Below are 23,242 nucleotides of genomic sequence, written 5' to 3'. Positions count from 1 at the left end.
AAGTCCGATCAGCCGTTCAACCAGGTTTTCACTTGCCGCTGGAACTGCGGCGGAATCTTGCGTGCCACGCCGCGCAGCACGGGCAGCGAGCGCAGGTAGACCAGCATGCCCAGAATGCCCGCCTTGGTCGCGCCGCTGTAGGCGCGCTCGGGGACGAACTGCGCCATGTAGTCGCCTTCGAGCGGTGCTGCGTCGGCCGCGGGCTCTGAAGGCGCGGACATGTGGGTGAAGTAGTCGCTCTGGTAGGTCCAGCCGTCTGCTTCCGGCGTTTTCGGCGCATTGGGTTGGGCCGACTCGAGAGAGGGTGCAATGGCCGGTGCGAAGTTGTCCTTGCGGATCTGCTCGAAGAAATCAACCCATTCCTTGGCGTCACGATCCCATTCGTGAATCCAGGTCCATGGACGGTCAACTACGCGCTCGGCGAAGGCGCCGATGTCCGGAACCACCACGGGCAGGCCGGCCTGCAGCGCGGCGCTCAGCGTGTAGCTGTAGGTCTCGGGCCACTGCGCGGGGAACCAGATCAGGTCGGGCTTGAGCCACGCGAGCAACTGCGGCAGCTCTTCTTCCTTGTACGCGCCGTGAACGCTGAGCGCGGCCTTGGGCTGGCTCAGCAGATGGCGGTAGCCGTAGCCGAGCAGGTGGAACTCCACGGGCGTGCCTTGGCGTGCCGCTTCGACCGCAGCAGCCTCCAGCACATCGGCACCCTTGATGGCGCTGAGTGCGCCGAGCACGACAATGCGCAGCGCGCGGCCGTCGGTGATCGGCTGCGGCGCGGGAGTCGGCAGGGGCACGCTCGCGTCAATGTCCGTGTGCTGGATCGCATGCACATTGGCGGCGGGCGCAAAGCCGATGATGCGCTTGGCCGTGTCGTGGCTCGGTGTGATCACCGTGCGCGCGGCGCTCAGGAAACGCGCGTTGGCACCACGCCAGCGGGCGACGTTACCCTCCGTGGGCGCGGGCATGTCCGGCGTGCAGCACTTGCACTGTCCGGGCGAGATTTCGCCCTGGTAGCGGTTTTCCTCGCCGGTGATGGTGATGTAGGTGCAGTAGCTGTAGAAATCGTGTGCGGTGAAGTCGTAGGTGACGTTCAGCAGCGCAGGAATATCGCGCACATGCTTGTCGTGGCCAAGCAAGTGGTGGAAGTGCACATGCGACACATACAACTGGCTCAGCACGTTGAGCAGATCGTCGAACTGCTCGTCGATCTTGAACACGAGATCAAATCCCTCGGCCTCGGAGGCCATGCGCAGAGTCAGGCTCTTGTTGGCCGAGGGCGTGAGCGTGAGGAACACGGCCTTGCCAGTGAGGTGTTCGGCCAGCTCGCGCACATGGCGCACGGTGCCACCCGCGCGGTCGTGCAGCACCGCGAGGATCACGGGCTGGTTGGCGTCGCGGATGCGGGCCACGTCGAGCGCCAAACGGTATGGGCGTGCCGGATCGGCCTGCACGAACTTGTGTACGTCGCTTGCGTAGCTGGGGTGCAGACGCGCGAGCTTTTCCATGGCCGCTCGCTCGCGCGGGCTCTTGCTGTCGCCGAAGCTCACGCCGCCGGTGTGCAGCACGAAGGTGTCGAGCAGATGCAAATTGCGCCAGCCAGCACCTTCCGCGCGTTGGCAGAAGTCGTTTTCCTCGCCGTAGCCCTTGCCGAAGTTCTTGACGTCGAAGAGGCCGACGTCCTTCAGGCTGTCGCGGCGGATGTACATGCAGAAACCTACACCGGTCGGCACGTCGACGACGGCTCCGGGGTTGGTCTTGGCGCACAGAGCGTCCATGCGTGCGGTGCTGTAGCCGGGCGGCAGCGGGTTGTCTTCGCAAAAGCGCGGGTAGCTGCAGATCGTCGCGTTGGTCGAGAACGGCGTGACCGAGGCGATTTTCTTGTCGCCATAGGCAGCGGCGCGGATGCGATCAAGCCAGTTGTTGGCAACCTCGGTGTCGCTGTTGAGCAGCAGCACGTCGTTGGCATCCGACAGTGCCATGCCGCGATTGACCGTGCCGACGAAGCCGAGGTTTTCCTCGTTCTCGAGCAGCATGATGCGTGGCTCGCCAGCGGCGCGCTCGCGCAGCCAATTGGTGACTTCGGGCTCGGGGCTGCAGTCGTTGATGACGATGAGGCGGTAGGGCACCTGCACCGGCGCGGCGAGCACTGATTCCACGCACAGTTGCGTGTCGGCGAGACCTCGGTAGACCGGCACGATCACGTCCACCGGATAAGTTGTGGGTGCGATGGGAGTGGCGGGCGTCGTCTGCACGAATTGACGGGCTTTCAACTTCTCATGCTTGGGCGCTCTGCCGCGCAGGCGATCCAGTGCGATCTTGGCATTGACCAGCGGACGAGTCGCCTTGAAGACCGTCGAGTTCTCGATGCCTTTTAGATGGGCTGCGAGATCCTTGAACTCGCCCTGCACCTTCACCAGCTCGTGTTCGAGCCGCGTGGCATTGCGCTGGAATTGCGCGGATTCGTCCTGGAAACTGCGGCGCTGGTTTTCGCTGGCCGCTAGTGAGTGCGACAGGCTGGAGGTTTCGCCGTTGAGGGTGTTGATCTGGCCGTTCAGATCAACGATCTGTCCGTTCAGGTCCCCGACATGGGTGCTCAACTGGTCGATATGCGAATGCAGCGGCTGCACCTGATGGGCCATCGCCAGATAGTCGGCCGACATGGGCCACCCCACGTCAAGTTCGAGCGTGAGGGTCTGCTGCAGTGCGTCCGCAAGGCGGGCCGCAACCAGCGGCAGTTCGAGCCAAGGATCATCGCCAGTGAGCAGCATCACGGTGGCAGAGGACACGCGCGGGGCTGGGGGCTGCCAGAGAATCTGGTGCTGCGGCGTCTTGGCCAGGCGGATGTTGTCGGCCTGATCAGGCGACCAGCTCCAGAGCGCATCACCGTTCGCGGCGCGCAGCACGATGGAATACAGGTACAGGAAGCCAGGGCGGTCGGCGGGATCGAGTCGCAGATGGCTCAATGGCGAATCGGCGACCGGAATCTCGAACTTCACCCGTTGACGGTCCTCGCCCATGGCACCTGTGGCGCTGATCTTGGTGTCTTCGGCGTAGCCGTTGCCAAGGTCCACATAGAGCTGGGTGGTGAACAGCGCATGGGCGGGTTCGTGGTCGGAGGCCTGATCCGGGTTGTCCGTGACCGCTTCTACTACGGGGTGCGCGGCGCCGATGAACTGGTAGGCGAGGGCGTCCGGCGTGGCGAGCAGGTAGCGCGCGACGGCGGGCGGCAGATCGTCGAACTGGGTCTTGAATTCGGACTCGGGCAGTTCGCGACGCACCGTGTCCAGTACGTCAATGCGCCAGGCGTTTTCGCCAAGAAAGCGTGCGAGCGAGCGGCGGGTGAAGAAGCGCAAGTGGGTGCGGTCGAGCAGTCCCTCTTCACGGTAGCGGAATTCACCCTGCAGCAGCTCGGCGACGAGGCCTGCATAGCCCGCATTCGGTACCGATACCAGCAGCTTGCCCTCAGGCTTGAGCAGCTTGCGGCAGGCGGCCAGAATTCGCTCGGGCTGGCGTAGGTGTTCGAGCACGTCTGCGCAGACGATGTAGTCGTAGTGTTTGTTTGTAAATAAAGTAAGTAAATCACAGGTTTCCAGATCTGCGACTTCGACCTGCCCGTAGTTCGGGCGGGCGTGGGCGGCCTCGGCCTCACTCCATGTCAGGCCGTCGCTGGTGCAGCCCAAAGTCTCTTTCAGATACTGGCCGAGCGCCCCGCTGCCGCAGCCGAGGTCGAGAACCGTGGCATTTTGATGAACTAAACTTGCGATAACCGAAAGCGATGTGCGTTCGCCCGGACGGATTTTGCGCAGATAGACGTGCAAATCCTCAATATTCTGTGTCATCCCCGAATTATGACTAAGCCGCAAGGCTCGGCGGGAATCAATTAATGACACGGATGGAGTCTGTAACGAGGACAATACGCACCCAATGGATTCCGAGATAACAATTCCAAGGCGTCTGGTCGTGTCAATAGTGAGCCATGGTCATGGTGCTGCCGTGTCAGAACTGCTCAACGATCTGAAACGTTTCAGCGCGTGTTCCATCCATCGGGTGGTGTTGACGCTGAATAAGCCGCTCGAGGTGGTGTCTGTGCCCGGCGGCCCCGATGGCGATTGGCCATTCGAGCTGCAGGTGAGGCGCAATGAGAGCCCATTGGGCTTCGGTGAAAACCACAACCGTGCGTTGTCGGGAGCCATGGAAGACTTTGTGTGTGTGCTCAATCCGGATATCCGTCTGAGCGCAGATCCGTTCGCCGCCTTGGTGGCAACCGCTGCGCAGACTGGGGTCGGCTGTGCTTATCCGACACAGGTGGATGAAGCGGGCCGCGTGCAGGACAGCGAGCGCGCTTTGCCTACACCTGTTGCACTTTGGCAACGTCGTGCCTTAGGGCAGTCCGAGAAGCGGCTGGATTGGGTCAATGGTGCCTGCCTGGTTTTACCTGCCTCCGTGTGGAAGCAGGTTCGAGGTTTTGACGAACGTTATTTCATGTACTGTGAGGATGTTGATCTGAGTTTGCGTATCCGACTGGCCGGTTGGCGCATTGTGCGTGCCCCGGTTCAATTGATCCATGCGGCACAACGCGCGAGTGGACGCTCGCTGTCTCATTTGGTGTGGCATGTGAGCAGTCTGCTCAGGCTCTGGACCTCGTCCGTCTATCGTCAGGCGCGGCAACTGCCGCCCATGGCGTCGATTCCCGCTGGGACTGAGCGCGCATGATCTGGCTGTCGCTGATTGGTTTTCTGGTGTCGTGTCTCACGGCCGCGCTGATCATCCGCGCGCTGCGCGGGCGTCGCACACCGCACTACGACGAGTTCAAGCCCCAGCGCTTTCATACCGGCGAAGTGCCGCGCCTGGGCGGTGCGGCGCTGCTGATGGGGCTGTGCGTGAGCTGGGCGGTGGGCGTGGTGCAATCCACGCAGGCCGGTGATCCTGGCTCGCTGCGGCTGGGCAACTGGGCTTACTGGTGGATCGTGGCTCTGCTGCCTGCGGCTCTCGGCGGTATCGTCGAGGACATGACGCAGCGCATGACGGTGCGCTACCGGCTCGCGCTCACCCTGTTGTCGGGTGTGTTGGCGATCTGGTTGCTGGGCATGAACATTCCGCGCCTGGGCGTTCCATGGCTCGATGTGCTGCTGATCCAGGCGCCCTGGATCGGCATGGGCATCGTGCTGCTGGCGATTGCCGGGCTGCCACACGCTTTCAACATCATCGACGGCTACAACGGTCTCGCCAGCATGGTGGCGCTGGTCATCAGCCTCGCTCTCGCCCATGTATGCCTGCAGGTGAACGACCGCGCGCTCGGCTCGCTGATCGTCTGCCTTGCCGCCGCGACCGGAGGCTTTCTGATTTGGAACTACCCGCGCGGCATGCTGTTTGCCGGTGACGGCGGCGCCTACATCTGGGGCGTGGTGATTGCGATGGTCAGCATATCGCTGGTGCAGCGCAATCCGGACGTTTCGCCATGGTTCCCGGTGTTGCTGCTGATCTATCCGATCTGGGAGACGCTGTTTTCCATCTACCGCAAGCTTGCGCGCGGCGTGTCGCCGGGCATGGCGGACGCGCTGCACTTTCACCAACTGATCTACCGCCGCATTGTGATCGGCGTGTTCCACGACGACGAATCGCGCCGCATGCTGATGCGTAACAACCGCACATCGCCATATCTCTGGGCGTTCACCCTGTTGACCGTGGTTCCGGCTGTGCTGTTCTGGAACAAGACCTGGGTGTTGATCGCGTTCTGCGTATTGTTCGTGGTGAGCTATGTCGTTGCCTATCTTTGCATCGTGCGCTTCAAGGTGCCGAACTGGATCAAACACTGAATTGACGGTACGGATTGGTGCGCGATTCCCGTGTGCTTGTCCCGACCGTCTTGTGTTTGCGGCACAATTTGAGGTAATCCGATTCACTGACCCTCTCCTTTTCCGGACGGCCTCAATCCATGAACGATCTTTCCTCGATTGCCCCGCGCGACAAGGCCGAAATCCTGGCCCAGGCGCTTCCCTACATCCGCAAGTTCCATGGCAAGACCATGGTGATCAAGTACGGCGGCAACGCCATGACCGATCCCGAGCTGCAGGCCGACTTCGCGGAAGACGTGGTGCTGCTCAAGCTGGTCGGCATGAACCCGGTCGTGGTGCATGGCGGTGGCCCGCAGATCGAGACCGCGCTCAAGCGTCTTGGCAAGAAGGGCGAGTTCATTCAAGGCATGCGCGTGACCGACTCCGAAACCATGGAGGTGGTCGAGTGGGTACTGGCCGGCGAAGTGCAGCAGGACATCGTGGGCCTGATCAATCAAGCCGGCGGCAAGGCCGTGGGCCTGACCGGCCGCGATGGCGGCCTGATCCGCGCCAAGAAACTCAAGCTGCTCGACAACAAGGACCCCAACATCGAGCACGACGTCGGCCAGGTGGGTGACATCGTCGCCATCGACCCGAGCGTGGTGAAGGCGTTGCAGGACGACGCATTCATCCCCGTCATCAGCCCCATCGGCTTTGGTGAGGAAAACGAGAGCTACAACATCAACGCCGATGTGGTGGCCAGCAAGCTGGCTTCCGTGCTGCAGGCAGAGAAGCTGGTGTTGCTTACCAACATTCCCGGCGTGCTCGACAAGCAGGGCAAGCTGCTCACCGAGCTGACATCGCGCGAGATCGACGACCTCATCGAAGACGGCACGATCTCCGGCGGTATGTTGCCCAAGCTGGCCGGTGCGATCGATGCCGCCAAGAGCGGCGTGAACGCCGTGCACATCGTCGATGGCCGCGTGCCACATGCCATGTTGCTGGAAATCCTGACCGATCAGGCCTACGGCACCATGATTCGCAGCTACTGATCTTCATCTTTACACGGCCCCTGATCAGTTGCTTCGCGCAACCGGCAGCGAGGCTGCACGCCGCTTGGGGCATTGTTTCGATGCTGCGTGAAAGATCGTCGACGGGTTTGCAATTGCTTGAATTTGTATCGCATTCGCGACCATGAATGCGATTGGGTAAGTGAGTGTGCGAAAATTCTTCTTACAACTGTTGCGAATGCGAGTTTATGTCCTCAGTAGAAGAAACCGAAATCGTCACCTCCGCCGTGCCCACAGCAGCACGCAAGCGTCCGCGCCCGGGAGAGCGCCGGGTGCAAATCCTGCAAGCGCTGGCCGCCATGCTGCAACAGCCGGGAGCTGAGCGGATCACCACGGCTGCGCTGGCAGCGCGTCTGGAGGTCAGCGAGGCAGCGCTTTATCGTCACTTTGCCAGCAAGGCGCAGATGTTCGAGGGGCTGATCGAATTCATCGAAAGCAGCGTGTTCACGCTGATCAACCGCATCACTGAGCCGCCAGCGGATACCGACAGCGCAGTCGACGGCACGCAGCAGGCGCTGCGCATCGTGACCATGGTGCTGCAGTTTGCCGAGCGCAATCCGGGCATGGTGAAGGTCATGGTAGGCGATGCGCTGGTATTCGAAAACGAACGCCTGCAGCAGCGCATGAATTTGTTCTTCGACAAGATCGAGGCGTCTCTGCGTCAATGTCTGCGCGATGGTGCGGATGCGGCTGGAGCTACGTCACCCACTGCAGAGGCGCAAATGCGCGCTGCGCTGCTGGGTGATCTGATGCGTGGCCGTCTGCTGCGCTTCGTGCGCTCGGGTTTCAAGAGTTCGCCGGCCGATGACATCCAGAACGTGCTGGCCGTGCTGCACTGAGCGTTGACGCGAGCCAGACACGACAAGAATCCGCCGCGAGGTGGATTTTTTTTGCCCTTCAAGGATTTTGGTGGAATCCGATATTCAGGAGAGCGGGCCAACGAAGCGATATGGCTCATATCCTCGTCTCCAACCGGTTGACTGTTCGCGGCCGAAGGCGGCGTAGCGATCAAAGCCTGCGCGAAGAGGACATGGTGCTCGATGTCTGGCAAGCCTTGGTATTCCGATAATGGGGGACTACTCGTATTGGCACCACCTCTGAGTGTGGGCAACTCCACGCGGGCCTAGTATCCATGCGGGTTGCGGCGGTGGATAGGTGCTTTTGAGGTGATCGGACGGAATGGCACGAAATGAGCCGCCAGAGGGGGCAAAACGGCCAAAATGAGCCGATTGCGAGTCAGACTGGGCAATGTACCAATAACTCTGGGAATCCACGCCTGGCGGGCCGTAGCGGCTGATACGTGGTGCAAATCCGTGCCAAAAGGGTTGCAAATGAACTTGAACCAAGGTCGGGCGTTCTGAGGTTGGGCGTATCGAATGGTCTTTACGCCTGAAAACTCAATGAATTCAATGCGGTAGTGACGTGGATGAAAGGTTATCCACAACGCCCAACCTGACCTAAGGTCGGGCGGGTTTAAACGCCCCGCCCAAGCGTTTAAAACAGACTACCCTGATGCCGATCTCGGGGCGCTGTGACACCGGCATCGGCCACGATCCGCTCGACTTGGCGTTCCGTGAGGTGGTGCTCTTGGGCCAGCTCGCGGACAGTTTTGTGGGTGGCATACGCATTGCAAATGCGGGAATTGCGCACCGCCATGAGCGCTTTTTTAGCCTTGGGCAGGGCGAAATGGGCCTCGCCGCCATACTCCTTTGCTAGCTCCAGGAGCGCCCCAACGCCAATGATTTTGGCTAGGGCGTGTTCAGGCGTCACGCGGGCCGGTGTGGGAATGAAGATGCGCAGCCCGCCCCGTGCGCGCACTAGGTCGAGCGTGGCCGGGAGTCCGATCAGGCGCTCGAAATCCCGCAGCAGCTCGGGTAGCAGTTCGGAGTCGATGACGTCGGCCAAGTCGTTCATGTCAGGGATACAAGGGTGCGTTGGAGCTGAGCGCAGACAGCAATGGCATCGGCATATGAGCGCGCCGGGCCAGTCCGTGAAAGCGCTGCGACGGCATCACGAGCGGCCCCTAGGAGTTGGTCACGCTCACGGATAGCCTTTTCCAAGGCAGATTGGCGTAGTTCGGCACGTTGTCGCCACGCCCCAATGGCAGATTGGGCATCTACGAGCTGCACGAGGGGCGCGCCTGGACCTGGTTTGGTAGAGGCTCTGCGATAGCCGCTCTGGGAGTACAGACGCGCCACTACGGGGACGAGGGGCGTTGCTGGTTCGGCCGAAGGAGTGCTGTCAGTCATGAGCTGCTCCCCTCGCGCGCTTGGCGCGATCCAGCATGGCCTTGAGGGCTTCGATGACCTTGGAGGCTGACGCAGTGGGTAGAAAACTCACATCGTCTACACCCGTGCCGGTCGTGCGGCCCACGAATGCCAAGAGTGCTTGCGGACTAGCGTCGCGCAGGCCACCGGCCTCGCCGATCTTGCCCCAGAGCCACTTGATCTTGGTGGCCTGATCGAATGGTTTAAACGCTCTGGCCTTTGGTTTAAATCCGAGCGCTTCCATGTGTCCCAGAACTTTGGTGCGGCCCACTGCATCCAGTTGGCCGGAGCTGCTCTTGCCAGTCAGGTTTACCAGATGAAAACGGTAGTCGTCATCGCTCCAGCCAAGGGCTTTTTTCCCTTGGTGAATATGTCCAAGATCGCGTTTGCGCGCAGCCTCTAGATTGGCCTTGGAGGTGTGCGCTGTGAAGGTGCGTCGTTGAGTCGCTGTCATGGCGTTTAAATAAGTGATGTGAACAGGCTGCGCTGCTTCGATTCATCCACCTGGTGAAGGCGGCACGCAGGACAAAGATGCTTGTTCGGCCCCACCTGGTAGGCGTGAGCTGGGCACATCGGCGCGTCACATGTGCCACCGTGTTCATCCTTCCCGTCGCAAAGGAATTCACTTACGAAAAGGCATGGTTCCTCACGCCCGTTGATGAGGACGCGAGCGCGGCATGGAGCGGGCAGCTTGCTGCCCTTCATGTGGACAATGCCGAGGTTGGCTGTTCGGTAGTAAGGCACTGGGTATCTCACTTCAGGAAAGCAGCGACGGCCCACGCGAAGGCGGAGATGGCCAGGACGGGAACCAAGGCGAAGATGTTGCTGAGACCTGAGAACATGCCGCCACCGTCGTCAACAATCCACAGTGCCCAGATCAGGCCCAGCACAGTGATCAAGGCAGGGATCAGCCACCAGCTCAGAGTGAATGAGAGAGTCATTTCAGCAACCTCCGCTGAGCAGGTGTTGCTGGTGTCGTGTCCCCGTGAGGCATACGAATCTTGCTTGCATGCACGAGGCGAAATTCGACATTGACCGATTCGCCTACCGTATAGGTTTCGGCATTCATGCGCTCGCCGTAATCCCACTCGACATTGACTGCGTGCTGCATCAGCTCGGCCACTTTCATGGCCTTGCTGGCATCCATGAGAAAGTGGCTGTAGCCGATGGTGAGATAGGCCATCTGCACGGGCTTCGTTGGGGCTCTAGCCATTGCTTTCTCCCAAGTTCTTTCGCGAGCCAAGACGTGCCCATAGGCTGTTGGGATTGGGCTGAAGAATTTTTTCTTCACGAGTGCGCGCTGGCTTCGGAGCTGCTTCCTCTGCAGACGACTCGGGCGGGGCTTCATACGGACGCTCTTGCACGCCCTGTTGCTCCTCAATGAAGGGCAGCGTGATTGCGCCCTTTGTCACCTTGGCGTGTTCAACTTCGACCTTGGCGCTGTTCACGATGATCTGCGCCGAATCGTTGACCACACGAGCACTTACCAGATCCACATGCTTATCGGGATCGAGAATGTTGGCGATCTGTTTGAAGAGCAGCTCGCGAAGATCTGTGATGGTGTGCATGTCAGATTCCTTTTGACGGAATGAAGGCGGTGGGCGGAGCATCAATCAATGCGTGTTCCACTTGCACACGGACCGAATCGATGATGGTGTGGACGCCTGCGCAAATGACACGAGCGGCTTCAACGTCGATGGCATCCTTTCGCTCGCGCATCAATTGAAGCGTCTGCTGAAGCTGCACTTTCACGTTGGCGATCTCTCGGTTCGTTTGCTCACTTCCCGGAACTCTCGATTGATCTGGCGTTGAATGCGGAGCAACTCCTGCACTTCTGGTGATGCCGAAGCCATGTTGTGATGGGAAAATCGTTCCGCCTCTGGGACCATCACCATGTTGTCCGGGGTTCGCGGCAAGAACGGGTTGCGAGGAACAAGGCACATACCCTTTGGCAGGGGGCCATTGACTGCCTCCCATTCGAGAACGCACAACCGTTTGTAGTTGCGAAACCCGTTCTTCTTCTTGTCGCTGACCTTCACCTGGACGATCCCTTGCGAGTCCGTCCGCATGGCGCCGACAGAAAGCGTCACAGCTCTTCCGGGGATGTTCAGAAAGGTCGCACGATGGGTGATCGCGCTGCGCGATCGATTCATCATCGCTGCAACTTGATCGATCTTGCGCGGGTCGTAAATCCGCGTCAGCATCACATCCTCGGCTGCGGTCCATGGTCGATGGACCTCTTTGCGTTTTGCAAGGCCCAGAGCTTCCACCCTGTTCTTCACAGAGCTCTCGCTGCGCCCGATCAACGTGGCAAGCTGGGCTGCTGAGTGCGTTGCATAGAGTCGCCGGAGAGTTTTTATTTGCTCGGGTGTCCATGGTTCATATCGCTTGTTCGCGCTCATTGCATTTCACTGGCTATCCGGATAATCGTGTGGAATCAACCCTCGGCATTCACGCCTCGGCCGGAGAGTTTGTTCCCGTCTGCGACGACAAAGCCGGCCGGGTCGACGAACACGCGCCCAGCCTCGCACAAGGCGCCATTGACAGTCACCGTGCGAGAGCCGCTGACGTGTACGCCGTGCGCCACAAGCCACGCGTCAATCGCGGTTGCGACCTCGTCGCCGCTCAGTTCAATGCTCACGCCTGGGCCGTACTGCGTGGTGCGCACCGCCTCGAATGCTGCATCCAGTGCATCCGCAGGTGCTGCCCCGGCTTCTTTCAGTGCGACACGAATCGCCGCCATCATGTCGCCAATCTCCGTGTCGTCATCGTGGTGGTACATCGCTGCGATTTCCGCGATGCGCTCGCTCCTCAGCTGCGGATTGGGCGCAGGCGCTGCCCAACTGGCGCTGAGGGCATTCAGGAAGGCCCACATGAACGGTGAATCGTCGTGTGCTGTGGTCTTTTCAAACCATCGACGCTTTTGACCTGCAGGACTCACGACAATCCACGACTCGTAGTCTTTGGTGATAGTCCAACCAGTTGCTACCAAGTTCTGATCCGTCGTAGTTGGCGCATCGATGGAGGTGGCAACACATCCAAGATCCTGCGCCGTGGCAAGGCGCACTGAGGGCATAGCGCTGGAGACCCAGTCATTACCGCGTTCGGTTTGCTGGTGCTTGATCGCGGCCTTGCGTGCACCCGTGGCGGTGCGCGAGGTCACCAGCGATTCAGCGGTGCGACGCCTATTGCGCGAACCTGCGCTGAACGTCACGACCCACTTCTTGAACTCGACGTTCTCCCAATATGCATTGGCTTCAGCTTGTGTTTGCAGGCGGCTCATGCGAACTCTCCCTGCTGCACGTCCATGGACTGCACGAATCGGCGAGCAGCGCGATACTGGCCGAGCGTCACCGTTCCACCAAGGAGTGAATTGCGACGCCGCGTATCGTCCCACTTGGCACTCACGTTCTCGATATCGGAACAAAGCGTGCGCAAGTGCATCAGGGCCTGTGTGAGTTGCGCGCTCTGGGGCACAGGCGGTTTCACCTGGGGCGCAATCAGCCAGCGATAGATGCCGATCAGCGAAGTGACCGTGAACACGACCTGCTGCACGATGAAGAACACGTGCTGGTTGCCAGCTCCGAAGATGATCCAGCCGACGTTGCTGATCAGCCAAAGCACAAAGGCCCAGCCAGCGAAGCGGCTGCGGGTAGCGAGCAGCAGCGCGCCGATCATGCCCATGAGGGCGGAAATCAATTCAATGAGGTACATATGAAATCCGTTTAAATGTCGAGAGGGCCGATCTGAATCAGCAGTTGTTGGGGTTCGGGGCGCTGATGTGCGTGAAAGGCTTGCCAGCACTCTTGACACACAAGATCGTCGCGGCCAAGGTCGCTGGAACCACAATCCACGCAAACGTGCGATTGGTTCATACGACCGCCATGTCAAGCGATATAGCCTCGTAGTCGCCAGTCACTTCATTGCGCTCATAGAGACGCAAATAGGGCTTTGTGCTCGCTGTCTGCATGCTGTCCGCAATGGCTTGCATCGCTTGAAGCCACTTTGGTTCACGGATGTCGATGCGGCGCAACTGGAGAACGCGGCTCGTGTTGATCTTGCCTTCCTTGTCAGTCTGGAAGGCGTGATTGATCAGTGCCTTGATGTTGTCGTTTGCGCCTTCTGCCCAGGTGTGAACGCATTCGTCAATCAAGTCTTTTGCAGCCATGAGCTGCTCGCCGAACACCAGCTTGTCCTGCATCTGACGGACGATCTTGTAGCGACCGTCGTAGCTGGTGAGAGTGACATTGCCCTTTTGGCCTCCGCTTTTCACGCCATACTGGTCAATACTGGTGGCGACAAAAGCCGCCACTTCGCTCATGGAGTGCATCTTGAATGCAGACAGTTCAGTACGGCGTTCTTTGGCTTTCTCGCAAAGCTCGACGACAACCTGGTGACGCAGCTTGTCGATATCTTTGACCTTGGAGTCGGGCGTCAATGTCCCGTTGGCATCCTTCCAGTAGCCGGATGGAGTGTTCTCAGTCATGTGATGCTTTCAATGAGTGGTGTGGAATTGGTGTGGGAGGTCGGTCGCGCAGTGCTCGGGGTGCCGTACTTCCAGTTCGTTCACGATGTCCAGTACGCCGTCGAGCAGCGCTGGCAATTTGTGGTTCAGCTTTCCTGCAAATGCCACGTATGCAGCGGTGGAAAGCAACGCACCCAACGCGACCTGTGCTTGAGGTTCCTTCTTGATGAAGCCAAGAAGTTCGCGGGTGAGCGCTTGTGTCTCTTGACGCAGTGGGTCAGGCATTTGCAATTCCCTTGAATGCAAAGCGCTGCCCTTGGTGCAGACTGGGGTGAGTCGCAAAGTCCATCGCGCCATCCCGATAGTTGGGCTCGGGCGCTTCATAGTTGGAAGACATCAAGTCAGGGCGAGGCGGCTTGGCTGTGATGAACTCGTTCGTCAACAGTGCTGCAGGGAGCTGCTCATCAGGAAGCGGAATGCAGCCAACGGTGAATGCATACACAGAGCCATCGCGCTTGGTGAACTCGGCAGCAAGGTAGCCACACTTCCAGAGCGCGATGAGATGCGTCTCGATGTCGGCCAAGCTGAGGACAGGCGTCCACTCGCGAGCGAGCCGATATGCGCTCCACCAACCGCCCTTCTTGGAAATCGTGCGCCAGAGCATGGCGGCTGCTTCGGTGATCTGATTAGCCATTGATCGGCCCTCCTTGAATCAGTTGAAAATTGCGAACAACGCGCTCGCGGGTGAGAAACTGGTAGTGGGCGACGGCATGCTCCAGGCATGCCCGACGTGATTCGCCCATGAAGCCACGCTGCAAAGCGCGCGTGCGGCGCTTGATCCAGCTGAGCTTCTGGCGCGTGACGGGAGCAAGAAAGCGTTGCTCGTTCGAGGGCTCTGTGCGATGCGTGCTCATGGCGTGACCTCGCTGGTGTGAACTTCAACCAGTTGGTCATAGTTCGATTCGAGGCGCTCCAGCTCGACACTCAAGCGGCTCATTTGCTCCTGGTGCTTTGCCTTCTCCTGGCGCATGTAGAACATCACGAGGCAAATGCGACGCTTGAGTAAGCTCTGGCGAAGGCGTGCGATGGCTTTAAACATCTGTCGTCTCCTTGATGGGAATGACTGACCTGGGCTTGCGGGGAATCGGTTCGCGCTCGACGGGCGGTGCGCTCGCCGCGCGGTGTGGGCACTTGCGGCATGCCTGCCAGTGCTGCATGTCACGAGGGCTTGCTGTCGGCGGAGATCGGTGAGCGATGGCGCGGCACTGCTCGGCTGTAATCACCTGCTCAACACCCGATGACTCATCTGTGAGGTGTGGGCAGACATACCGCCCATAGGTGTGCACAACACGATTGGCGATTGCGGCGATGCTTGCAACACCTTCTCCGTATGGACCAGTGCCGTTCACCACCATGGAGAGTGATGTGGCACTGACGCCTAGCTGTTTGGCAATCTGCGCTTGAACAGCTCCCTCGCAGCGTGAGCGGAGCAGCGCATACCATGGCTCTTGCATATATGGTCTCTCGATCACGCCTTGGCCTCCGATTTAGGAGCCGGTGCTGCTGGCGGAAACCGACCGACATTGCCATCAAGGACATAGCGAAAGCTGCCTGCAACTCGACGCTTGGCCCGTTGAACGTGATCGGGGTCGAACTTGTGCCAGTCGGTCAGATACTTGCCAATCCGTTTGCGCAACTTCAACATGTCGTCGCCCGCATCGCCCAACACATCAGCGGCTTCGCTGCAGGTGATCACACGTCGTGCCCGAAAAAGCGCCCACAGCCTGCTGGGCAGTGAATCAGGGAACTTGCGAACCTTGTTGCGTTCGGCCAGCGTCTGGGAGCGGTATTGAGTATTAGCCTCAAGGCGTGCTGCGCGCATGGCCTCGAATCCAGCGCAAGTTAGCTCCCATTTCGGGGGGTTCGTCGGATTGCGATTCAATACCGCGTGCCCCGGCCCCGCCCACACATGGGAAAGCAGCCCCGTTTTGGCGAGCAAAGCGCATGTGGACCGCGCTGCTTGGATGTCTCGCAGGTCTGGAGACCACTCCAAAACCTCATGCAGCGTGAAGGGGCGAAGCGCGCGACGTTGTGCTGGTGGCATGAAGTACGAAGCCAGCCCAAGCAGGAGGATTGAAACGCTCGGCAGATTGGTCATTGCACGCCTCCAGTCTTGCGGCGAATACCCAAGGCCTTGCCTGTGAACTCAGTACACAGAGACTTCCCTCCGAGCATCTGAGCGGTGACTTTGTCCCAGCTGTTAGCTTCTGCCCAAGATTCGATGTTTGTGATCGCATTCAGAACGAGGCGCATACGCCCTTGGCTCTGCGAAAGCAACAAAGGCAGCACGTCATCATCAATAGTCACTTCACTCTTGGCTGTGACGGTTACTTTCACGTCTGCCAGCGATAGGGGCTCGAGCTCCACCACTTGGGCAACACGGCTTGCGATGTGCGCGTACTTCGCAACCTTCATCGGAAAATGCTCCATTCCGACCAGGAAACACATGGTTCCTGTCAGGTCGGTGATGTCGCGCAGCACTTCGAGAAGGGTTGCTGTGGAGCCTCCCACCAGAAAGTCAGCTTCGTCGATGATCATGGGAACGCCATCAACAGCAAGCTTGCCGATGATGCGCGCCTGTACTTCCTGATTTCGACCTGTCTTTGACAGGCCCATCAACTCCGCCAGTTCGTCCAATAGCGCGCGCTTTGTCCAAGTCGCCTTGGCTCGGACGAAGATCCAGCCACTATCTGAGGCCCAGCGGTCGGTGAGCGCGGATTTGCCAATTCCATAGTGACCTCTGATCAACACAAGGCCGGCTTCGCGCGCACCGCGTCGCTCGACCTGCTTTTGCGCTTCAGCCAGTCGGCGGAAATTCTCTGTTTTGACGAAACCTTTTTTCATGGATACATTCCCCTTTGTTTGGGCTCAGATACAAATCAACTCAGACACGCTCTGTGACGGTTGCACCCGTCACAGGGCACCTTTAAAAACTTGGGACTCGTCTCCGCCGTCCCATCCCAATCCCCGGCTCTCGTAGTAGTCACGCAGGTCTGCATAGCTCTCGCTGGCTGCGTACTGGGTGATCCAATGGATGTCGCCGTCCGTCCATTCATCGCGGTGGCGCATCAGCCACTCGTAGCGCTCGCCTTGACTTGCAAAGAAAGGCCTGCCCGAAGCGGCTTGCGCGGCCTCGTCCGTGGTGCACTGAGGACTGGAGTTGATGGCAACTGCGTCCACGATGGTGGGCACGACCATGAGCGGTGTGCTTGGTACCGGCAGGGAAAGAAAATCTGGGCGCACGGTGGCGTTGAGCTCGCGTTGCGCCAGCTCGATCTGTTTCTCGCGTAGCTTGATCGATGCAGCTGCGCGTTTCTCACGCGCCATCTGCACAACAGCCTTGGGTTGTGAATCGATGCGGTTAGCCATCCATTGCGCATCGCAGACGAACTCACCGTCGAGCGTGTAGACACGCACCCAGCTTGGGTCGTGAATGTCGTAGCGCACGCTGACCTCGCGTCCTTCGACATCGCGGCGCATCAGCTCGGGCGCTGAGTACGTTTGATTGAAGAACTGCACTTCGCCACGGCGTGCGGTGCGCAGCACCGCTGGCATGAATAGCTCGCGCAATTGCCCGATGCTCGGCTTGTGCTGCAGGCTCTCGTCAAAGAAGGCGTTCCATGCTTCGTCGGGCGTCATATGTTTGCCGTCCGCGTTCTTGGGCAAGCCGCGATGGCGGTGTGTGGAGTTGTACTCACGCACCATTGCATCGACGGCGTCCACAAACTGCGCCCAGCTTGGGCACTTGTTGGAGAGGTGGATCACTTCGCCGGTCTGCGCTGCGCGGTTGAGTGCCCGTTGCTCTTTCGCCAGTTCTGCGGCCACCTTGCGGAAGCTGCCGCCGTCCACATCGCTACCTTGGTAGCTGCCGAACTGGCGGGCGCAGTTGATGGCGTGTGTTTGCCAGGAACGCTCGATCACACCGCGTGCCTGTGGCTTGCCGGGAATGCCGGTTTTGTGTTCGATGCCAAGACGCGCCATCAGGCCGTCGATGGGACAGTCGATCACCTTGCCGGTTTCGCCCGAACCGTTGTCGCTGTACACGATGGCAGGAATGCCCCACAGTGAAATGCCATGCCGCAGCGCATCGCCTACGGCGAACACGTTTTCGGAGAGCGACGTAGACCAACCCATGATCTTGCGGGTCTTGTCGTCAAGGCACAGCGTCAGCTCGGGCGCGAATGGCGCGCCGTGGTCGGGGTGACGTACCTTGGCCTTGAACGTGTGGCCGTCTATGACCCAGATATCCAGCGGCGAGATATTGGTTCTGTCGCGGCGTTTAAACGGTAGCTTGGCGTCGCGCTCGGAGCCTGTGTGGCGTGACTTGATAAGAGCCACATTGGCCTCGTGCGACTTGCCCAGCTTGTCAAGGGCGCGGCGGGCGCGGGAATAGAGCGCTCCCCAAGAATCGAATTCGCGCCCCAACATTCGGGTGACTTCCTGAGCTGCCAGCGTGAGTTTGCGGAACTTGGGATCGCGACTGTGGTACTTGCCCAAGACAGCAGCCACATCCTGATCGACCTGCGTAGGCAAGAGGGCCGTTTGCTGCTCAGCGGGCAGCAACCCCCACCAACCCTGTTCACGATGCAGGGACATCCAACGCTCGAGTGTGCGGGCGCTGACCATGTCACCGCGTGCGCGTTGATTGGCCGCGCGTGAAATGGTCTGCAGGTTGTCCCCGCACTCGCCTGTCACGAGCTGGGCCGCAAACAGTGTGCAGGAACGTTTGATGCCATGCACTGGCACCATGCCTTGCACCACGTTCACCAGTTGAGCGCGGGCATCTGCAACGGCCTTCTCAGCCTGGCTTGGTGGGCGACGCCCTGATGTTGGCGCGACCTCGCTGTTTGCAGCTTCAGGGGCGATCTCGAAGGAGCGCACGGGTGCAGGTTCAACCACTGGTAGCGTGGTAACTGCAGCAGTCTGGATCTGACGAGCAAGCAATGCGGCGCGGGTTTCCTCTGGGAGCGCGCTGCAGTCGTATTCGCTGCCACCGCCGCCTTCACGGCCAAGGCGAGCTCGACTGGGGATGCCCATGCGTTGGAGCTTCTCCCTCGTGCGCTTCTGGCAGCTCGGCATTCCTGGAAGACCTGCAAGTTCTGCTGATGTGAGCCAGTTCATCGCCACACCCTCAGAGACCAGCCTTGGCAAGGGCTGCTTGAACAACTTCTGATTCAGAAATGGCCCACTCCTGCAGCGCAGCTCGCGACAAATTCAGACGCCCACCAATAGAGTCGAAGGGCATACCAGAACGGAACATGCGAATTGCGATCTCGCATTCACCCTTTGTGAGAAAGCGGTCTGGATCACGCGCGCCAAACTCGGCTGCTTGAAGCTCCTCTTGGCGCTTTACTTCATAAAAGTCCGGGCAGCAATCACCGAGGCAATCGGTCATATCCAAGGTGCTGGGCTTCCACGCGGGATCTGTGACGTCCTCTTCGGATGCTGCATCCGCCAAGCCTCCCAAACCGAGAGCAAGGTGGATGGCTTGATGAGGCGTCAACTCGACGTCCTGGAACGGACCGCCCGAGATGGCGATGACGGGGCGCTTGCCGTGACGTGGGCGTTGGGTACGAGCGATGTACCTCATGCCGCGATTCCTTCTTCCGCTTGCACTCGGCTGCGGTGCTGGCTCGGAACAACCGACCAGATTTTGGAAATGGGTTTGCCGATGATTTCGGAGATGCGCGTTTGAATGCGCGTGCTTCTCGCGCGGCCGGTGATGACTTGCGAAATAGACGGAGCGGACACTTCCAGCTCATCACAAAGCATTGCAGGCGTCACCCCCTTCATTCGCATCTCGGCCTTGATTTGCTCCGGGTGCATTGCGACAGTCACCTTCGTGCGCACCGGCGACAGATATGCACGACGTTGACGTCGGAGTTGAGCTGCATATTCCGCAGACATCGCAATGATCGAAATCGAACCATCTGTGTTCAATCGATAACGAGGCTTCATATTTCTCTTTCTAAATAGTGCGAAACAGTGTGAAAATCTCGCTCAGTCGTTGACTGGAAGACCGAGCTTCATTCGCACTTCGCGACCCTCGCCAAAACTGCCTTTGCGAAGGCCGCGAACAACGTCTGAGACGGTGCGGTACTTGAAGCCGTTCTTCTCTGCGAAGCTCTTCAGGGTCAGTCCTTGCTTGCGCAGGCGATGCTTGATTTGGTTAGAGGTCTGTTGGCTCATGGTTCGCTGTGATTGGCTGCGATTCAGTGTGGGTGATTATGTTGCACAAACGTGCAACTTCTGAATATCTTGAGTTGCACGTATGGACAATATTGGGACTCGCTTGCGCGATGAACGCGAGCGTCTAGAAATGACGCAGGACCAGTTCGCTGAGCTCGGAGGGGTGGGGAAGCGCGCGCTCGTTTATTACGAGAAAAATGAGCGAAGTCCGGATGCCGCTTTTCTTGCGGCTGTTGCGCAAGTTGGTGTGAACGTGCTTTATGTCCTGACGGGTGTCCATGCACCCGGGGTCAAGGCTGAATCGCCGCTCGCGCCCGACGAAAAAATCATGCTGGACAACTATCGTCATGCACCTGACGGAGTGAAGAGTGGAATCAAGACAACGCTTGGCGCGTTCGCGCCTGGAGCCAGCCAAGGCTCCAAGCGCAAGGCTTCTTGATCATGGGCAGTCAGCAAACGATGAGAGGCTTAGTCCGTGAAATTCGTTGATTCAGTTGTCGACATATCGCATCGATATGCGTATGTGATGGCAAAGCAAGCTGTGTAGACCGGAGCTACCCGATGTCTTGGGAAAAGATCACAGACATAGTTCGTAAAAACGTTCCCAGCCGAGCGGTAGGTATAGGGCTATCAATATCAACATTCCTAACAGTACTCGTGTGGTCGGACGGATTCCAGAGAGTGGCAGACTTATGGTTAAACATCCAAAAATCCCGAGTGCTAGAAGTGCAACTGATACTGACGTTGTGCATTGTGGCTGCGGGATCATTGTTCGGCCTCGTGATGATGATGCGGGAATACAAAGAGTTGGTGCGCAAGCACGCTGCAGAGATTGAGCGCATTCATGCAGAACATGAAGAAGTGCTTCGTACCAAAGTAGCGGCAGGGGCTCAATCCAATCCTGAGCCGACGCGGCGTCGATTGCTCTCGCCTGGTATCCGGCTGTGAGTTGCATGGCTGACTCATTCCGTGCTACCTTAAAAAAGCATTCCCGAATCCATAAGGCCGACACAGTTCGGCCTTAGCTTTTTCCGCCCTCCCGATGACAGTCGGATGCATGGGCATTACAACTTCTTTCATCGCCGGGGCATTCACCATCTTGTGCTGGGCCGCGCTTATGGCGTGGCTCGAAGATGTGCCTCTCTCGAGACTTTCCCGGATCGGTCACCGTATGCGTGGTGTGTCCACGCCTCGAGTACTTGTCACGGTCCTCTCGCTCTCAGCTGTGGGCCTCGTGGGTTTGGTGGTCCACGAGAACTACACCGACAAAGCCATCATCCCAACGCAGGGTGACCGGCCCACTGTCGGCTTCGGCAGCACCTTCCATGAAGACGGAACGCCCGTGAAGATGGGCGACACGACAACACCCGTGCGTGCGCTCATCAAAGCCCAGACACACATCAGCAAAGACGAGAAAGTATTCCGCGACAGCTTGCCCGACGTGGCGTTGTCTCAGGGTGAATACGACCTCTATGTGCGCTGGATGTACCAGTTCGGTCAGACGGCATGGATGAGGTCGCCGATGCGCCGCGATCTGCGCGTGGGCAACTATCTAGGCGCGTGCAACGGTCTGCTCGATTACCGAAAGATCACCAGCAACAAGCGGAAAAGCCCTGCGTGGACGGTTCGAAGCAGTGACGCAAACGGGCGGCCCACGCGTTGGGAGTTCGATTGCTCAACGCCCGGAAACAAGATTTGCCGTGGCGTATGGACCCGCGCCCAAGAGCTGCACAAGCAGTGCGTGGAGCTGCAGCAATGAAGCGCGTCATCAAGGCTCTGCAAATTGCGTTCGATGGCGTCACGCTCGTGGCCGTTGCCGTGATGGTCTTTCTTTACGTCAAGGTCTGTACAGGCCACATCGATGGGATGGACTGACATGGCAACCCGACTTCTCGCAACCATCGTCCTCGCATTTGCGATTCTCAGTGCTGGCTACTGGTGGGGACACACGGCCACCGACAACGCATGGATCGCCAAGCAGGCCAAGAAAGACAAAGCGGCGGACGATGCACTTGCCAAGGCCAACGCGCGCGCTGACAAAGCTGCAGGCAACTACCTGCAGGAACACCTTGACCAAGAAGACCGATATGCAATTCTCAACGCCCAATATTCTGACCTTCGTGGCCGCGTACCTCTTGTGGTTCATCGGCCTGTGCCTGTTGCTGGTGCCTGTGCAAACAATGCCGCGCCGCAAGACGTGGAGCGCAGTGCGCCTGTGCCTGTTGTCGACAGCGGCCCTGGCCTCACCCTTGCTGCTGTCCGGATGTGGAACGGCTCCCTCTCCGGTGTTGATGCACCCGCCGGTGCCTGCGGCCTTGCTGGTACCGCCGCGCAAGCCGATGCTGCTTGCGCCCAAGACTCCGGACTCACCATCGACGATGCCTGGGCCAACCACGCCTCCAACGCCAAAGCGTGTGCTGAGGACCGGCAGCGCTACCAACATCTGATCGATTTTTTAAACGCCAACAAGAAGACGACATCACCATGAGCGACACGACCAATGATCGCAAGCAAGAGCTACTGATGCTGGGGGAGATCCACGGTATCGTCAAAGCAATCCAGGCCGGACAAGAGCAGGACCGCCGCCGCATGGACCAGATGGATGCGCGACAGGAGGAGCGCCACAAGCAGCACAACGAGCGGATGGACCGGATGGAAGAGCGCCAGGAAGAGCGCCATGAAAGCCTCGACAAGCGTCTGCGTGAGGTCGAAAAAAAGGCTGCGGTCGCGGGTGCACTGTCGGGCGGAGCCATTGCAATTGGCACCACGCTGGTGGTCGAAGGACTCAAGCAGTTCGTCATGGGCAAGGGCATCGGGAACTGACGCATGGCCCACGGCAAAGAAAAGCGCACCCAACTTCGCGGCCTGTATGTGTTTCAGCGGCTGCCGATGGAGGCCGCCTGCAAGAAGGTGGGCATTCCGCGTGGCACAGCAAACCGCTGGAAGCTAGAAGCCGCGGATGCGGGCGACGACTGGGACACCGTGCGCTCCGCCGTGGCGCTGGGCGACGACAACTTCAAGAGCTTGGCCGCGAAGCTCCTGGAGGACTATCTGGTCCAGCATCAGGCCACCATGGATTTTCTGCGCGATGCGAAGGACATGGGGCCGCGCGAGCGTGCCGAGACGCTGGCGAGCATGTCCGACTCGTTCAACAAGACGATGGCCTCGTTTAAACGACTGAATCCAGAACTGGACCGTCAAGCGGTCCAGCTCGATGTGCTGCAGCGCTTCGCCACATTCGTGCGGGCGAAGTTTCCGCAGCACTTGCACGTCCTTGTCGAAACGCTGGAGCCCTTCGGCGAAGAGCTGGCGAAGGTACGGTGATGAACAAAGCCCTTGTGTTGCTTTTGATGTGCTGGTGCGCCATTGAGGGGCAACTCGGCAAGGCGCTTCTGCTCGGAGCGGTGTTTGTGTTCGGGT

The 23,242-nt window shown here is 59.3% G+C and carries 31 protein-coding genes; 10 read left to right on the top strand and 21 right to left on the bottom strand.

Annotated features, from left to right (window positions below; genetic code table 11):
- Nucleotides 1-8: 8 nt before the first annotated feature.
- Nucleotides 9-3,836 carry a methyltransferase domain-containing protein gene (locus G7047_RS19445; protein WP_166309127.1) on the bottom strand — a complete coding sequence of 1,276 codons (3,828 nt, stop codon included), beginning with the start codon at nt 3,834-3,836 and terminating at the stop codon, nt 9-11.
- Nucleotides 3,837-3,990: 154 nt separating this feature from the next.
- Between G7047_RS19445 and G7047_RS19440 the strand changes: the two genes are divergently transcribed.
- From G7047_RS19440 to slmA, 4 genes are all read left to right on the top strand, one after another.
- The gene (locus G7047_RS19440; protein WP_240939190.1) at nt 3,991-4,710 is read left to right on the top strand and encodes a glycosyltransferase; all 720 of its coding nucleotides are present in this window, start codon (nt 3,991-3,993) and stop codon (nt 4,708-4,710) included.
- Nucleotides 4,707-5,813, top strand: coding sequence for a glycosyltransferase family 4 protein (locus G7047_RS19435; RefSeq protein ID WP_166309121.1), 1,107 nt, complete (start codon nt 4,707-4,709; stop codon nt 5,811-5,813). The genes G7047_RS19440 and G7047_RS19435 overlap by 4 nt, the downstream gene beginning before the upstream one ends.
- A 119-nt stretch (nt 5,814-5,932) precedes the next feature.
- Nucleotides 5,933-6,823: an acetylglutamate kinase gene (gene argB / locus G7047_RS19430; RefSeq protein ID WP_166309118.1), complete on the top strand. Its 891-nt coding sequence runs from the start codon at nt 5,933-5,935 to the stop codon at nt 6,821-6,823.
- Nucleotides 6,824-7,029: 206 nt separating this feature from the next.
- Nucleotides 7,030-7,680 carry a nucleoid occlusion factor SlmA gene (slmA, locus tag G7047_RS19425; RefSeq protein ID WP_166309115.1) on the top strand — a complete coding sequence of 217 codons (651 nt, stop codon included), beginning with the start codon at nt 7,030-7,032 and terminating at the stop codon, nt 7,678-7,680.
- Between the two features lie 655 nt (nt 7,681-8,335).
- On the opposite strand, the gene G7047_RS19420 is transcribed toward slmA, so the two are convergent.
- The 20 genes from G7047_RS19420 to G7047_RS19325 form a co-directional block, all read right to left on the bottom strand.
- The gene (locus G7047_RS19420) at nt 8,336-8,755 is read right to left on the bottom strand and encodes a Mor transcription activator family protein (protein WP_166309112.1); all 420 of its coding nucleotides are present in this window, start codon (nt 8,753-8,755) and stop codon (nt 8,336-8,338) included.
- 327 nt (nt 8,756-9,082) lie between these two features.
- Nucleotides 9,083-9,562 carry a regulatory protein GemA gene (locus G7047_RS19415; protein WP_166309109.1) on the bottom strand — a complete coding sequence of 160 codons (480 nt, stop codon included), beginning with the start codon at nt 9,560-9,562 and terminating at the stop codon, nt 9,083-9,085.
- Nucleotides 9,563-9,860: 298 nt separating this feature from the next.
- Entirely contained in the window at nt 9,861-10,049 is a 189-nt protein-coding gene (locus tag G7047_RS19410; RefSeq protein WP_166309106.1) for a hypothetical protein, read from the bottom strand.
- Nucleotides 10,046-10,321, bottom strand: coding sequence for a hypothetical protein (locus G7047_RS19405; protein WP_166309103.1), 276 nt, complete (start codon nt 10,319-10,321; stop codon nt 10,046-10,048). Before G7047_RS19405 ends, G7047_RS19410 begins: the two co-directional genes overlap by 4 nt.
- Nucleotides 10,314-10,676, bottom strand: coding sequence for a hypothetical protein (locus tag G7047_RS19400; RefSeq protein ID WP_166309100.1), 363 nt, complete (start codon nt 10,674-10,676; stop codon nt 10,314-10,316). Before G7047_RS19400 ends, G7047_RS19405 begins: the two co-directional genes overlap by 8 nt.
- A gap of 1 nt (nt 10,677) precedes the next feature.
- The gene (locus tag G7047_RS19395; RefSeq protein WP_166309097.1) at nt 10,678-10,860 is read right to left on the bottom strand and encodes a hypothetical protein; all 183 of its coding nucleotides are present in this window, start codon (nt 10,858-10,860) and stop codon (nt 10,678-10,680) included.
- Nucleotides 10,857-11,510 carry a hypothetical protein gene (locus tag G7047_RS19390; RefSeq protein ID WP_166309094.1) on the bottom strand — a complete coding sequence of 218 codons (654 nt, stop codon included), beginning with the start codon at nt 11,508-11,510 and terminating at the stop codon, nt 10,857-10,859. The genes G7047_RS19395 and G7047_RS19390 overlap by 4 nt, the downstream gene beginning before the upstream one ends.
- 35 nt (nt 11,511-11,545) lie before the next feature.
- Nucleotides 11,546-12,391 (bottom strand): hypothetical protein, encoded by an 846-nt coding sequence (locus tag G7047_RS19385; RefSeq protein ID WP_166309091.1) that lies wholly within the window; start codon nt 12,389-12,391, stop codon nt 11,546-11,548.
- Nucleotides 12,388-12,822: a nicotinamide mononucleotide transporter gene (locus G7047_RS19380; RefSeq protein WP_166309088.1), complete on the bottom strand. Its 435-nt coding sequence runs from the start codon at nt 12,820-12,822 to the stop codon at nt 12,388-12,390. The genes G7047_RS19385 and G7047_RS19380 overlap by 4 nt, the downstream gene beginning before the upstream one ends.
- 157 nt (nt 12,823-12,979) lie before the next feature.
- Complete coding sequence (locus tag G7047_RS19375; RefSeq protein WP_166309085.1) at nt 12,980-13,594, bottom strand: DUF3164 family protein; 615 nt, start codon at nt 13,592-13,594, stop codon at nt 12,980-12,982.
- 9 nt (nt 13,595-13,603) lie between these two features.
- On the bottom strand, nt 13,604-13,858 hold the full coding sequence (locus G7047_RS19370; protein ID WP_166309082.1) for a hypothetical protein: 255 nt from the start codon (nt 13,856-13,858) through the stop codon (nt 13,604-13,606).
- Nucleotides 13,851-14,267 carry a hypothetical protein gene (locus G7047_RS19365; protein ID WP_166309079.1) on the bottom strand — a complete coding sequence of 139 codons (417 nt, stop codon included), beginning with the start codon at nt 14,265-14,267 and terminating at the stop codon, nt 13,851-13,853. Before G7047_RS19365 ends, G7047_RS19370 begins: the two co-directional genes overlap by 8 nt.
- Complete coding sequence (locus G7047_RS19360; RefSeq protein WP_166309076.1) at nt 14,260-14,487, bottom strand: hypothetical protein; 228 nt, start codon at nt 14,485-14,487, stop codon at nt 14,260-14,262. The genes G7047_RS19365 and G7047_RS19360 overlap by 8 nt, the downstream gene beginning before the upstream one ends.
- Nucleotides 14,484-14,672, bottom strand: coding sequence for a hypothetical protein (locus G7047_RS19355; RefSeq protein WP_166309073.1), 189 nt, complete (start codon nt 14,670-14,672; stop codon nt 14,484-14,486). The genes G7047_RS19360 and G7047_RS19355 overlap by 4 nt, the downstream gene beginning before the upstream one ends.
- Nucleotides 14,673-15,101: 429 nt before the next feature.
- A complete protein-coding gene (locus tag G7047_RS19350) occupies nt 15,102-15,731 on the bottom strand; it encodes a hypothetical protein (protein WP_166309070.1) in 630 nt (209 codons plus the stop codon).
- On the bottom strand, nt 15,728-16,477 hold the full coding sequence (locus G7047_RS19345; protein WP_166309067.1) for an AAA family ATPase: 750 nt from the start codon (nt 16,475-16,477) through the stop codon (nt 15,728-15,730). The genes G7047_RS19350 and G7047_RS19345 overlap by 4 nt, the downstream gene beginning before the upstream one ends.
- A gap of 69 nt (nt 16,478-16,546) precedes the next feature.
- Complete coding sequence (locus G7047_RS19340) at nt 16,547-18,754, bottom strand: Mu transposase C-terminal domain-containing protein (protein ID WP_166309064.1); 2,208 nt, start codon at nt 18,752-18,754, stop codon at nt 16,547-16,549.
- Between the two features lie 10 nt (nt 18,755-18,764).
- Nucleotides 18,765-19,223 carry a hypothetical protein gene (locus tag G7047_RS19335; protein WP_166309061.1) on the bottom strand — a complete coding sequence of 153 codons (459 nt, stop codon included), beginning with the start codon at nt 19,221-19,223 and terminating at the stop codon, nt 18,765-18,767.
- Nucleotides 19,220-19,591, bottom strand: coding sequence for a helix-turn-helix domain-containing protein (locus G7047_RS19330; protein WP_166309058.1), 372 nt, complete (start codon nt 19,589-19,591; stop codon nt 19,220-19,222). Before G7047_RS19330 ends, G7047_RS19335 begins: the two co-directional genes overlap by 4 nt.
- A gap of 42 nt (nt 19,592-19,633) precedes the next feature.
- A complete protein-coding gene (locus G7047_RS19325) occupies nt 19,634-19,822 on the bottom strand; it encodes a DNA-binding protein (RefSeq protein WP_166309054.1) in 189 nt (62 codons plus the stop codon).
- Between the two features lie 82 nt (nt 19,823-19,904).
- On the opposite strand from G7047_RS19325, the gene G7047_RS19320 reads away from it, so the two are divergent.
- From G7047_RS19320 to G7047_RS19300, 6 genes are all read left to right on the top strand, one after another.
- The gene (locus tag G7047_RS19320; protein WP_166309051.1) at nt 19,905-20,261 is read left to right on the top strand and encodes a helix-turn-helix domain-containing protein; all 357 of its coding nucleotides are present in this window, start codon (nt 19,905-19,907) and stop codon (nt 20,259-20,261) included.
- A gap of 287 nt (nt 20,262-20,548) precedes the next feature.
- Complete coding sequence (locus G7047_RS19315) at nt 20,549-20,770, top strand: hypothetical protein (RefSeq protein ID WP_166309048.1); 222 nt, start codon at nt 20,549-20,551, stop codon at nt 20,768-20,770.
- 286 nt (nt 20,771-21,056) lie between these two features.
- Nucleotides 21,057-21,581, top strand: coding sequence for a glycoside hydrolase family protein (locus tag G7047_RS19310; protein ID WP_240939189.1), 525 nt, complete (start codon nt 21,057-21,059; stop codon nt 21,579-21,581).
- A gap of 117 nt (nt 21,582-21,698) precedes the next feature.
- Entirely contained in the window at nt 21,699-22,310 is a 612-nt protein-coding gene (locus G7047_RS31190) for a hypothetical protein (RefSeq protein WP_240939188.1), read from the top strand.
- The gene (locus G7047_RS19305; protein WP_240939187.1) at nt 22,307-22,645 is read left to right on the top strand and encodes a hypothetical protein; all 339 of its coding nucleotides are present in this window, start codon (nt 22,307-22,309) and stop codon (nt 22,643-22,645) included. The genes G7047_RS31190 and G7047_RS19305 overlap by 4 nt, the downstream gene beginning before the upstream one ends.
- Nucleotides 22,646-22,648: 3 nt before the next feature.
- The gene (locus tag G7047_RS19300) at nt 22,649-23,146 is read left to right on the top strand and encodes a DUF1804 family protein (protein WP_166309042.1); all 498 of its coding nucleotides are present in this window, start codon (nt 22,649-22,651) and stop codon (nt 23,144-23,146) included.
- Nucleotides 23,147-23,242: the final 96 nt, after the last annotated feature.

The organism is Diaphorobacter sp. HDW4A (assembly GCF_011305995.1).
GTDB lineage: Bacteria > Pseudomonadota > Gammaproteobacteria > Burkholderiales > Burkholderiaceae_C > Diaphorobacter_A.
Note: the sequence above shows the minus strand (reverse complement) of the source record. Positions and strands in the feature narration are given on the sequence as shown.